The 12,235-nt window shown below is 59.8% G+C and carries 12 protein-coding genes; 2 read left to right on the forward strand and 10 right to left on the reverse strand.

Annotation, left to right across the window (positions count from 1 at the left end; genetic code table 11):
• Window positions 1-439: 439 nt before the first annotated feature.
• The 6 genes from scpB to WAO69_RS04780 form a co-directional block, all read right to left on the reverse strand.
• A complete protein-coding gene (scpB, locus tag WAO69_RS04755) occupies window positions 440-1,048 on the reverse strand; it encodes an SMC-Scp complex subunit ScpB (RefSeq protein WP_422176960.1) in 609 nt (202 codons plus the stop codon).
• A 50-nt stretch (window positions 1,049-1,098) separates the two neighbouring features.
• Entirely contained in the window at window positions 1,099-1,890 is a 792-nt protein-coding gene (locus WAO69_RS04760; protein ID WP_422176905.1) for a segregation and condensation protein A, read from the reverse strand.
• Entirely contained in the window at window positions 1,883-2,890 is a 1,008-nt protein-coding gene (gene nagZ / locus WAO69_RS04765; protein WP_422176906.1) for a beta-N-acetylhexosaminidase, read from the reverse strand. The genes WAO69_RS04760 and nagZ overlap by 8 nt, the downstream gene beginning before the upstream one ends.
• Window positions 2,891-2,906: 16 nt before the next feature.
• Window positions 2,907-3,911, reverse strand: a complete 1,005-nt coding sequence (locus WAO69_RS04770) for an SPOR domain-containing protein (protein ID WP_422176907.1) — start codon at window positions 3,909-3,911, stop codon at window positions 2,907-2,909.
• An 83-nt stretch (window positions 3,912-3,994) separates the two neighbouring features.
• Window positions 3,995-5,740, reverse strand: coding sequence for an arginine--tRNA ligase (argS, locus tag WAO69_RS04775; RefSeq protein WP_422176908.1), 1,746 nt, complete (start codon window positions 5,738-5,740; stop codon window positions 3,995-3,997).
• A gap of 52 nt (window positions 5,741-5,792) precedes the next feature.
• The gene (locus tag WAO69_RS04780) at window positions 5,793-6,944 is read right to left on the reverse strand and encodes a deoxyguanosinetriphosphate triphosphohydrolase (protein ID WP_422176909.1); all 1,152 of its coding nucleotides are present in this window, start codon (window positions 6,942-6,944) and stop codon (window positions 5,793-5,795) included.
• Between the two features lie 78 nt (window positions 6,945-7,022).
• Here WAO69_RS04780 and WAO69_RS04785 point away from each other — a divergent pair, with 78 nt between their 5' ends.
• A complete protein-coding gene (locus WAO69_RS04785; RefSeq protein WP_422176910.1) occupies window positions 7,023-7,346 on the forward strand; it encodes a HesB/IscA family protein in 324 nt (107 codons plus the stop codon).
• On the opposite strand, the gene WAO69_RS04790 is transcribed toward WAO69_RS04785, so the two are convergent.
• Genes WAO69_RS04790 through WAO69_RS04800 form a run of 3 tightly spaced genes read right to left on the reverse strand, consistent with a single transcriptional unit; the run spans window position 7,347 to window position 9,914 of the window.
• Complete coding sequence (locus WAO69_RS04790; RefSeq protein ID WP_422176911.1) at window positions 7,347-8,270, reverse strand: DMT family transporter; 924 nt, start codon at window positions 8,268-8,270, stop codon at window positions 7,347-7,349.
• A complete protein-coding gene (locus tag WAO69_RS04795) occupies window positions 8,267-9,361 on the reverse strand; it encodes a DUF6902 family protein (protein WP_422176912.1) in 1,095 nt (364 codons plus the stop codon). The genes WAO69_RS04790 and WAO69_RS04795 overlap by 4 nt, the downstream gene beginning before the upstream one ends.
• A 58-nt stretch (window positions 9,362-9,419) precedes the next feature.
• Entirely contained in the window at window positions 9,420-9,914 is a 495-nt protein-coding gene (locus WAO69_RS04800) for a hypothetical protein (RefSeq protein WP_422176913.1), read from the reverse strand.
• Window positions 9,915-10,268: 354 nt separating this feature from the next.
• On the opposite strand from WAO69_RS04800, the gene xth reads away from it, so the two are divergent.
• A complete protein-coding gene (gene xth, locus WAO69_RS04805) occupies window positions 10,269-11,048 on the forward strand; it encodes an exodeoxyribonuclease III (protein WP_422176914.1) in 780 nt (259 codons plus the stop codon).
• A gap of 35 nt (window positions 11,049-11,083) precedes the next feature.
• Here the strand turns inward: xth and WAO69_RS04810 are convergent, their stop codons facing one another.
• Window positions 11,084-12,190 carry an FAD-dependent monooxygenase gene (locus WAO69_RS04810; RefSeq protein WP_422176915.1) on the reverse strand — a complete coding sequence of 369 codons (1,107 nt, stop codon included), beginning with the start codon at window positions 12,188-12,190 and terminating at the stop codon, window positions 11,084-11,086.
• Window positions 12,191-12,235 lie beyond the last annotated feature (45 nt).

Genomic DNA, 12,235 nt, shown 5'->3' on the forward strand with positions numbered 1-12,235 from the left:
TCTGAAATCGCGCCCGTAGCGCTTCCGGCAAAGGTGCTGACATGATCCATCCTCCCAAACAGGATGAATCACAGATCAGGCTTCAAGGGAATCCTTACGATTCAGGTTTTCGGCGGGACGCTTTAAGTCCTACGCGGCGTTTCCTGGCACCTTGAGCACCGGAAAGACGTTACCTGTCGTTTTTCGGCTCTTGGCCGACGACATTTCCATGATCGTCGATTTAGACGTCATCCTGCGCTTTTTTGGGTCGACGCACTTTCTGGGCAACGTTGCTTGCGCTGTTGAGCCCAAAGTCGACGCCTTTGTTGACCACAACCCGCGTGATACGGTTGATGATCATGTTTACAATACGGTCCGCGTTCATCGCTGTTCACCTTTTTCCTGCTCTGTGCATTCCATATAGCATCAAAAACAGGTTTTTTCAGGGCAAAACTTGCGATCAGTCTTCGAAAAGTTCGGGCTGATCACCGTCGATGTCTTCGTCATCATCATCTTCGCTGCCCAGAGCAGGCATTGACCCCGGTGGCAGACGATTTTCCAGCAACCCCGCCGCGCGCAATTCCTTCAGCCCTGGCAGATCGCGCGCGCTTTCCAGGCCAAAATGATCCAGGAAATTCTGGGTCACGACAAAGGTCACGGGGCGGCCTGGCGTCATCTTGCGTCGCCCGAACCGGATCCATTCCATCTCCAGCAGCTGATCGATGGTGCCCCGGCTTACCGATACGCCGCGGATTTCCTCGATCTCGGCGCGTGTGACCGGCTGATGATAGGAAATGATGGCCAGAGTCTCGATCGCAGCGCGGCTCAGCTTGCGGGTCTCGACGGTTTCCTTTTGCATCAGGAACCCAAGATCAGGCGCAGTCCGCATGGCCCAGGCATCGCCCACCTTGACCACCCGCACCCCACGCCCCTCGTATCGTTTGCGCAGATGCACAAGCGCCTCGGCAGCATCGCAACCGTGCGGCATACGCGCTTCCAGTTCCCGTGCGCTTACCGGCTCCGTGGTTGCAAACAGAATCGCTTCGACCATGCGTTCCTGCTCAGCCATGGGAGGTGCCTCGAACAGGCTTTGCTCGACGGTTTTCTTTGTCTCGTCAGTCACCGGTTCTTGTCCTTGCTGCGCAACTCGATGGGGGCGAATGTTTCGGTCTGGCGGATTTCAAGACGCCCCTCTTTGACCAGCTCAAGCGTGGCCGCGAATGTCGATGCGGTTGCCGAGCGTCGGCGCACAGGGTCGATCTCCCAGCCCTCGGGCAGATAGCTGGACAGATCCGTCCAGCTGGGAGAATACCCGATCAACCCGCGCATGCGCTCCAGCGCCTGTTCCATGGTAAAGATCGCCTCACGATCCATGACGAAGGGGCGGAAATCGTCGCGTGTTCGGATACGGGCATAGCCCTGCATGAGATCAAGCAGCGTCGCGGTATATGTTACCCGTTTCACCCGCGTGACATCTTCGGGCAAGCCGCGTGCAAAGAAATCACGCCCCAGCCTGTCGCGCGCCATCAACCGGGCGGCCACATCGCGCATCGCTTGCAAGCGTTCAAGCTGAAACGCCAGATGCGCCGCAAGCTCTTCGCCCGAGGGGCCATCCTCGGTCGGATCGGGGGGCAGCAACAGCCGCGACTTCAGAAAAGCCAGCCATGCCGCCATCACCAGATAGTCAGCAGCAAGTTCGATTCTGAGCGCTTTGGCTTTTTCCACAAAGGACAGATATTGGCGCGCCAGTGCCAGCACCGATATCTTGCGCAACTCAACCTTTTGCGTGCGCGAAAGCGTAAGCAGCACGTCAAGCGGACCTTCAAAACCGTCGACATCAACAACAAGCTGCTCCGCGGCCATGCGTTCGGCAACGGACACCTCGTCTTCCTGAAAGATGTTTTCAGCCATAAACCTGTTCGCCCATAAGCGTGGCAAGCTCAGCTTCGCAGGCAGAAATGTCAATATCAACAGGTTTGGTGCGCGCGTCCAATGCCGCCTCGGCACGACGCTGAGCGGTCTGGGTCATCTCACCCGCCGCCTCGGCCACCTCTGCGCGTTCCTCCAGCAAGCCGTTGCAGTGCAGGATCACATCACACCCGGCAGCCAATGCAGAACGGCTCAGACCAGCCAGCCCGCCCGACAGCGCCTTCATCGAGATATCATCCGTCATGATCAGCCCGTCAAAGCCAATCACGCCCCGGATATGATCCATCACGATACGCGACAGCGTCGCCGGAGCCTCATCGAGATCGCTGTAAACAACATGCGCGGTCATGCCCAAGGGCAGATCATTCAATGCCTTGAACGGCGCGAAATCCAGCGCCTCAAGATCGCTGAGGCGCGCATCCACTCGTGGCAGGTCGTAATGGCTGTCCGCGGTCGCGCGCCCATGCCCGGGAATATGCTTGAGGACCGGAAGAACGCCGCCATCCAGATGCGCTTGGGCCGCGGCACGCGCCAATCGGGCCACCGCGCCGGGCGTCTCACCAAAGCATCGGTTGCGCAGAAAGGGATGAGTGTCATCAAAGGCAAGGTCCGCCATTGGAGCGCAGTTGCTGTCAATGCCAAGGCGATGCAGTTCATCCGCTATCAGGCGATAGCGCAGATAGATTGCCCTTTCTGCCCCCTCACCCGCCGAGAGAATGTGATCGAGCGGTGCCCGCCACTCACGGGCAAGCGGTGCGCGCAACCGCTGCACCCGTCCGCCTTCCTGATCAATTGTGATCAGAGCGTCACGCCCCACGGCCTCGCGAAAATCACCGCACAGCGCGCGAACCTGATCCGCATTGTCTATGTTGCGCGCGAACAGGATGAACCCATAGGGGTTCGCATCGCGAAAAAATGCACGTTCCTCAGCAGAGAGACGAAATCCGTCGGCATCCAGAATGGTTGCCCCAAAGCGGCTCATCGCGCGCGTCTCGTGTTCATCGTGTGACCACGGGGATGCAATCGGCTCCCTCGGCCACAAGCGCCGAGCAAAAGCGCCGCGCGTCGCTCAGATCGTCAAACCCATAGGCGCGCAGGCGAAAGAACGTTCGCCCGCCACTTGACGCTTCCTGTACGATGCGCTGCTTGCCCTGCAGGTAATCACCGAACTGCGCGGCCATCCGATCCCATTCGGCGCGGGCCACCTGCGCGGTTTCATAAGCCCCCAGTTGGACAACCCGTGTTCCGGCGGGCAGGCTTGCAGCGTCAATGTCCAATTGGGTTTCTTCGACCTCACCGTCCTGAGGCGATATGAGGCTGGCAGAGTCACGGCTGGTGACGGAGGCGGGCCTGAGTTGCGGACGCAGGGAGCGCGCAACGCCGGGCAGATCCCGCGCCACCGCCTGCTCGATCGCGGGTACCGGCGCAGAGGCGGCAGCGCTTGTTTCGATGACAAGCGGTTCAGGGGCTATGATCGGGGCCGCGACGGTCGGCGGCTCTGACGCGGCATCCTGGGTAATCTGCGCCACCAGCGCGTCGATTTCTTCGGCCTGCGTCAAGGGCGCGTTGCTGACAGGCCGCGTGTCATCGGCCTCGGGTTCTGCTTGGGCAACCTGCTCAGCGGGGCGGACTGGCGCACGAACAATCTGGGATTGCGGCGCATCTTCATCCGCAAGATCAACCGGACGTGGGGCCAGCAACAACGTATCGGCCGGAGCCGCTGCAGAGCCATCCGCAGCCACGGCATTCACGGCCAGACCCTGATGGTCCGCCAGTCGCCCGCCCGGATTTTCCGGTTGCACCCGCATCGGACCGTCCAGCGCGCGCACCACAGGAATCCCGGACACATCCCGCACCATCAGCTTGTAACCCCAGACGCCCACACCGACCAAAAGCGCCAGAGACGTGACGGCCCCTGCAACATTCGCAAGCTTGCCAAGGCCGCCGCCCGAAGCGCGCGCGCCCTGCTGGCTTACGCCATGGGTGTTCTCAACATCCGACATGTCTGCCTCACTGCCGAATCCGCACATCGTGACAGCCACGTGCGGCTCAGGTTTCGATTCTGCCTCGGACCGACGATGTGCGTTTAACGCATCTCTTGCGCCGGCTTGACCCCGAGAATACCAAGACCTGCGGAAATCACAACGGAAACGGCCCGCGCGAGGGCAATTTTTGATTGGCTCGTGGCGGTATCGCCTTCCTGAAGGAAGCGCAGTTCGGGCAAATCATTGCCCCGGTTCCAAAGACCGTGAAACTCGCCCGCAAGCTCATAGAGATAAAACGCCACGCGATGCGGCTCATTGGTGCGCGCGGCAATCTCGACCAGGCGGGGCCATTCGGCCAGTTTGCGTGCAACATTCAGCTCGGCCTCATGGCTCAACCCGCTCAGATCAGCGGCCTGCAAAACCGCATCATCTGCCGCAATTCCGGCATCTGCCGCTTTGCGCAGCACGCTCATGACGCGGGCATGGGCGTATTGGACGTAAAACACTGGGTTCTCGCGGCTTTGCTCCAACACCTTGTCAAAGTCGAAATCCAGCGGAGCGTCATTCTTTCGCGTGAGCATCACAAAGCGCGTCACATCCGGGCCGACCTGATCGACAACGTCACGCAGAGTGACGAAGTTGCCCGCGCGTTTGGACATCTTGAACGGCTCGCCATTCTTGAAGAGACGCACAAGCTGGGTCAGCTTGACGTCCAGAGACACCTGCCCATCCGACAGCGCCGAAACAGCGGCCTTCATGCGTTTGACATAGCCGCCGTGATCCGCCCCGAATACATCAATAAGCGCATCGAACCCTCTGGAAATCTTGTCAAAATGGTACGCGATATCGGGCGCAAAATAGGTCCAGCTTCCATCGGATTTCTTGACGGGGCGATCTACATCATCCCCATGCTCGGTCGATTTGAAAAGGGTCTGCTCACGCGGCTCCCAATCTTCGGGCGTCTTGCCCTTGGGCGGTTCAAGGACGCCCTGATAGATCAGGCCCTTGCCTTCGAGATCCGCCAGTGCGGCCTCGATGCGTCCTGTGCCATAAAGTGACTTTTCACTGAAGAACTTGTCCATCTTGACGCCCAAGGCGGCCAGATCCGCGCGGATCAGATCCATCATCGCGTCGGTGGCAAGATCGCGCAGTTCGACCAGCCAGACCTCTTCGGGCTGGCCAACCCATGCATCGCCCTTGTCGCGCGCCAAGGCCTCGCCAACCGGGACAAGATAGTCACCGGGATAGGTGCCATCCTCGAATGCCACCTCCTGACCCAATGCTTCGAGATATCTCAGATAGACCGACCGGGCCAGAACATCGACCTGCGCGCCGCCGTCGTTGATATAGTATTCGCGCGTCACATCATGGCCCGCATAGGCCAGAAGGCTGGCCAAAGCATCTCCGAAAACAGCGCCGCGTGTGTGGCCGACATGCAGCGGTCCGGTCGGGTTGGCGCTGACATATTCGACATTCACCTTCCGTCCAGCCCCCATGTCCGAGCGTCCATAGGCCGTCCCCTCGTTCAGAACCGCCGAAACGACACCCTGCCAGGCATCTGCAGCCAACCTCAGGTTCAGGAACCCCGGCCCGGCCACTTCGGCGCTGTCGATGCGGGACTCCGTCACCAGTTTCGCGGCCAGAGCCTCGGCGATATCGCGTGGTTTGACCCCGGCTGGTTTGGCCAGCACCATCGCAGCATTGGTCGCCATGTCACCATGTGCCGCGTCGCGGGGCGGCTCGACCGTGACATTCTCAAAGCTGAGACCATCCGGCAGCACACCTTCGGCGGTCATGGCGCTCAACGCGTCGATCACATGCGCGCGAATATCTGCAAAAAGGTTCATTTCTGACGTCCTGATATGATTGAGACCGGGTTTAGCAGGCGTGAAGCCCGCGTCAACGGGCAGACGTGCCGACCAGCCGCTCATGCTCCAGCAATGCAAATCGGTCAGTCATTCCCGCAATGTAGTCAGACACGATCCGCGCCAGCGCTGTCTCGTCCGTCGCGGCGTCCACATCCTTGCGCCATTGCTTGGGCAAATGCTGCGGGTTCGACAAGAAATACGGGAAAAGTTCCCGGACAACCTGCGTTACCTCAGCACGCATCTCAACAACGGCCGGAGCGCGATACATGCGCTCGAACAGGAATGCGCGAATTGTCTTGAGATCGTCGAACAACGGTTGGGAAAAACGGATCATCGGCACACCTGCCCCACGCACATCCTCAACACTCCGAGGATCAATCTCGGACAGGCGCGCGCGGGCATCATGGATCACATCCTCGACCAGAACCCCGAAAAACCGCCGCAGCGCCTCGTGGCGACGACGATAATAATTCAAGCCGGGATAGCGTGCATCCACCTCTGCGAAACAGACATCCAGAATTGGCAACTGCGCCAGTTCATCGGTCGAGAAAAGCTCGGCGCGCAACCCGTCATGCAGATCGTGGTGATTATAGGCAATATCATCGGCAAGGGCGGCCACCTGTGCTTCGGCACTGGCATAGGTCTCAAGCTCAAGATCATGCTGCGCGTTATACTCGGCCAAGGCCCAAGGAAGCGGATCCTCGGTCACCGGACCATTGTGTTTTGCAATGCCTTCAAGGCTTTCCCAGGTCAGGTTCAAGCCATCAAAATCCGCATAGTGCCGCTCCAGCCGGGTCACGATGCGGATCGCCTGCGCGTTGTGATCAAAGCCGCCATATGGGCCCATCAGCTCATGCAGCGCATCCTCGCCGGTGTGGCCAAAGGGAGTGTGACCCAGATCATGAGCCAGCGCGACCGCCTCGGTCAATTCGCCGTTCAGACCCAGCGTGCCCGAAATCGTGCGTGCCACCTGCGCCACTTCGATCGAATGGGTCAGACGCGTGCGATAGTAATCGCCCTCATGCTCGATAAAGACCTGAGTCTTGTGCTTCAGCCGCCGAAAGGCGCTGGAATGTATGATCCTGTCCCGGTCACGCTGAAAGCACGACCGAAAGCTGCTCTCCTCTTCCGCGACGCGCCGTCCCCTGGCGCGGGCGGGATCCGAGGCATAGGGCGCACGCATTTGCCGTCCTGTCCTTGAGGTTGGTCCCGTCAGCTTCTATATTGTAGTTGTGCGTGTATGAAAACCGGATGACACATTATGTACCTGCCCCCCACAGTCACTCCCCGCGCGTTCGAGCGTCTGGCCGAGATCGGTGCCGCCGATCAGGGGCAAGCGCTGCGTGTCGCAGTCGAAGGCGGCGGATGTTCAGGCTTTCAGTATGAGATCGCTCTGGATAATCCCAAGGATGACGATCTGGTGCTCGAAGGCAGCGGACAGAAGGTCGTGGTAGATTCAGTCTCGCTTCCGTTTCTTGAAAACGCTGTGATTGATTTCTCTGAAGAACTGATCGGCGCACGGTTTGTCATAAACAACCCCAACGCGACCAGCTCCTGCGGGTGCGGTACGTCATTCTCGATGTAATCACGGATCGCTGCGCAGATTGCCGGGTGGCCCCAGCCGAGGTTTTGGCGGCAGGTTCGGGGACAGTTGGTCCCAGATCAGGAACAGCCCTGAACCCATGACGATGGCAACCCCAAGATAGGTGCCGGCGCTGGGAAACTCTCCAAAGAACACCGCACCGATGATCACCATCCAGGCAAACTGCAGGTTCATCAGCGGTGTGACCACATAAGCCTCAAGCCTGCCAAGCGCGACAACAAGCACCCAACGCCCCATGAACAGCAAAACCGCATAGGCGCAGATCAAGGCCAGATCGCTCAGCCCCATGGGTTTCCAGACAAAGGGCAGTGCAAGGCCCATCGTGATGGCGATGGCGAGGTTGGGATAAAACACCTGCGCCAGCGCGTTCTGCTCGACCCGACCGATATAGCGCGCCATGATCATGGAAAACGTGCCCAGGACCGACGCCAAAAGCGCCCAGATATGCCCGGCCTCAAGGCCATGCAGACCTTGGGGGAACAAGCACATCACACCGACAAAGGCCGCCACAAGCGCCGCCCAGGCCGCAGGGCGGACACGCTCACCCAGTATCGGGCCAGACATGAGGCCGGCAAAGATCGGGATCAGACCAACAAACAGAAAGACATCTGCAAAGGGCAACAGGCGAAAGGCGTGAAAAAACGAGACGACTGCAATGACTGTGGCCGCCGACCTGAGCGCCATGGCCTTGGGGCAACCGGTGCGCAGGCCCCTTTGCTGAGTCTTGTGGCGATCCGCCAGAATGCTCAAGATGACCACGATCAGCCCCGAGATTGCATAAAGCTGAGGGGCGGCAAACTGGCCTGCAATGAATTTGGTGATCCCATCCGCGCCCGACATGAGCGCGGTGTAAATTGCGACCAGACCTGCACCTGCCAATCTAAAGCTGTGCAGACGCGGCCTCATCCGGCCGCAGCGCGATGCGAAGCGACGGGTACCTGTTCGGCGCGGGCAAAAATGTCAAAGAAGGTTTCGAACTCGACGCAATTGGCCTCGCCCTCCTGCAGGATGTCCTGACCTCGCTCGTCAAGCACATCAAACAGCGCCTCGCGCATGCGGTGCCAATCACCCGAGCGCATCGGCCCGATCCCGTAGAGATGCTCGGAAATGGCGCGCAGTGGCCCGGGCCAGCTCTCTGGCTTGGTGTACTGGGCGCGGCAGAAATTCGGAGTGTTCGCAAAGACGGGATCGCCGCGCACCGCAAGAAGCCAGTTGCACACGAAGTAATCGTGATAGTGATCGGCCACCTGCGCATGCGGGCCTTCGGTCACAGAAAAACCCCTGGCCTCGCTGGCAATCCATTCCTCCCACAGAACAGGCGGCTCCTGCCCGGCATAGCGCAGCGCGATGCAGATTTCCGCCAGCAAATCCGCGTTCTGATCCAGATAGGCCAACGTTCCTGCAAAGCTGAGGCTTTTGAGGGCGGGCGCATCAAGACCGGGATCACGACGCCCGTATTCGCTGAGGTAAAAGACGATGTGGGTCAGCTCATAGGCAGCCTTTTTGTTTGGAAGCGCAAAGGTTTCAGGCCGATTGATGAACCGACGCAAGCGGTCGTTCAAACCGGCATCGCCCGCCAGGGGATCGCGTCCGCGCCGCTGCATGAGACGCCGCGCTTCTGCGCGTTGCAGATCAGAGAATTCGACTTCGGCCAGACCGGACTCTGCAGCCCAGTCCACCAGTTCGGCACCCGTGTCCCGGCCCATCCCGAGGTCTTCGAGATCCAGCGCGATCGACAGAAGGAACCTGTAGCATTGGGGAAAGAACGCCATGCGATCCCGAACCTGGGCATAAAACCCTTCGAGAGGCGCAAGGGCACTCAGATCAACAGACTGACCCGTGCATTCAAGAATGCTGAGGAGTTCGGCGTTCTCCTTGAGCCAGAACACATCCTCTCCAAACCGCCGTTCCTGCGCAAAACAATGGATCAGCCCCGCCAGCCGCTGGTCGAGCGGCTGACGGGAAGTGGGCAAGGTCAGGTGAATGACATTCGACATCGGGATGGATCCTTTTCAAATGATCAGACCAGGGCTGATCTTGCCCGCTTCATAAGGCTCAGCGCTGAGGAGCCATCGAGGTAGAGAACAACGCGGTGCCTTCACCGCATGTCGCATTGGCGCGCGTTTCAGGCGACATCGAGGTGGAGAAAAGGGCAGTGCCTTCGCCGGCGACTGTCTCGGCCGTGGTCTCGGGGGCCATCGATGTCGAGAAGAGGCCGGTGCCCTCGCCGGCGACTGTCTGGGCCGAGGCCTCGGGTGCCATCGATGTCGAGAACAGGCCGGTGCCTTCGCCGCTTACAACATCGCCATGTGCAGCCGGCGACATCGAGGTGGAAAACAGGGCGGTGCCTTCACCGACAATCGCATCGGTTTGGCCCAGAGCGACCATTGAGGTTGAAAACAGGGCCGTACCCTCGCCCAGAATCGCGTCCGAGGTGCTTTGCGGGCCCATGCTGGTAGAAAACAGCGCGGTATGATCACCGTCAAAGAGGCTTTCGCGGACAAAGGTCTGGGGTTCAGATGTCGTCAGGTATTTGCGTTGTGCAGTCATGTTTTGGCTCCTTGGCTAAGGGTAGTTGAACAACTTCAGCGTGCATCCTGAACGTTAAATTCCAAAATACTTTTCTGCTTTAGGTTGTGCTATCCACAACTTATCCACATCAAGGCATGTGCCCAAACCGATGCATCCGTGCGCATTCTCAACGATGCCCACGTGGCAAAAAAAACTTATCCACATGCGGAAATTGACTGACTTTTGCACCAATTTGGAGAATTTCGCGCGCGAATCAGCCTCGCAGCGCGACGAATCGTTCCTGGAATTCACGCCTTTTTCGGCGCGATCTTGTGGCTGCGGATCGGATGGGCGATAGATCAACACATAAACGCTGCAGCGCGGGGGCTAGGCATGAAAATCGCAACGTTCAACATAAATGGCATCAAGGCACGCATCGACGCCCTGCCCGCCTGGCTGGACGTGGCCCGGCCCGACGTGGCAATACTGCAGGAGATCAAATCTGTCGATGAGGCATTTCCCCGGGAACTCTTTGAAGACCGGGGCTATCATGTGGAAACCAATGGCCAGAAAAGCTTCAACGGTGTCGCGATCCTTTCCAGGCTTCCCCTCGAGGACGTGGTCCGTGGCCTTCCGGGCGATGACAGTGACGAACAGGCCCGTTGGATAGAAGCCACCGTGGTGGGCAAGACCGCCCTGCGCATCTGCGGACTTTACCTGCCCAATGGCAATCCGGCACCCGGACCGAAATATGACTACAAGCTTGCCTGGATGGAGCGTTTGCAGACGCGCGCCAAAGCGTTGCTGGCGGACGAGCAACCTGCCCTGATGGCCGGGGATTACAACGTCATCCCCCAGGACGAAGACGCCAAACGCCCCGAAGTCTGGCAGGAAGATGCGCTGGCGCGTCCGGAAACCCGTGCAGCCTTCCGCCGATTGATCAATCTGGGGTTCACGGATGCATTTCGCGCCCGTGTCCAGGGGCCGGGGCATTACAGTTTCTGGGACTATCAGGGCGGCGCGTGGAATCGCAATGACGGCATCCGTATCGATCATTTCCTGCTGACGCCTCAGGCTGCCGATCTGATGACAGATTGCGGCATCGACGCCGAAATCCGCGGGTTCGAAAAGCCGTCAGATCATGTCCCTGTGTGGGTCAACCTCGATATCTGAAACCGAAACCTGCGCAATTTCCGAAGAAGGTGCTTCTAAAGCACCTGCGTCGCGTCATAGTCATAGACCCAGTCCAGACGTCGCGCCAATGCTCCGGCCCCTACGCTCAGGACCGCCTGCGCACCCCAGGACCAGGGGCGCGGCAGATGAAACCGCATGGCATTTCCGCGCGCCAGTGCGACGACCTGCTCGGCCCTTTTCTGTCGCATGCGTTGATAGAGCGCCAGAGACGCGGCCAAATCGTCTGACCGGCTGAGGGCGTCGGCCAAAACCCATGCGTCTTCCAGCGCCATGCAGGCCCCCTGCGCCATGAAGGGCAAAGTCGGATGCGCCGCATCTCCAAGCAGCGCGATATTGTCTCGCCACCAATGGCGCGCCACCGGGCGCAGATGCAGCGCCCAGAGATGGACGGTTTCCACCCGTGCGATGATCTCTCCCGCTGGCCCTTTGAAATCCGAAAATCGCGCGCGAAACTCATCTACATCGCCCTGCTGACGCCAACCCTCTTCGCTCCAGCTGCTGCGTTCTTCCACGGCGACCAGATTCATCAGTTGCGCCGCCCGCAGCGGATAGGTCACCACATGTGCGCGCGATCCCATGGACAGGGTTGAGGGGGCAGCAGCTTCTTGCCCCGCCTCTGCCGGTACCAGCGCGCGCCAGGCGACCTGTCCGGTAAAGCGAGGGCTGCAGGGACCATCCACCGTGCTGCGCCAGATGCTTTGCCCTCCATCGGCCGCCACGATCAGGTCAGCCTGAATGGTGCCGGGCGTGACCAGCCGATCCAGAACCGTTGAAACGCCCGCCTTTTCGGCGCACACCAAAAGTGCGCCCAGCAAATCGGCGCGGTGCACATACCAGGTCGGCCCCGCAGAAGGTGCCGGCACGAACGCCACCTTTCGGCCCGTGCGCCCATCCTGGATCTCAGTCCCCGCTGAGCCTGACACCCCGGTCAATTCAACGCCCAGAGCAGCCAGAACCGCTTGGCCATTCGCGCTTATCTGCAGGCCTGCCCCGACCTCTTCAAGGGCCGGTGCCTGCTCGAATACATGAACATCCCCCCCGCGCAGTGCCAGAGCGGTGGCCGCTGCCATCCCACCGATCCCGCCACCGATCACGGCAACGCGCATGCCCTTCAGATCCATCCTTGCCACCCTTCAGAATGCAAAAGGCGCCAGACAACAGCCTGA

This window comes from Aestuariivita sp. (assembly GCF_049276915.1).
Lineage (GTDB): Bacteria > Pseudomonadota > Alphaproteobacteria > Rhodobacterales > Rhodobacteraceae > Aestuariivita.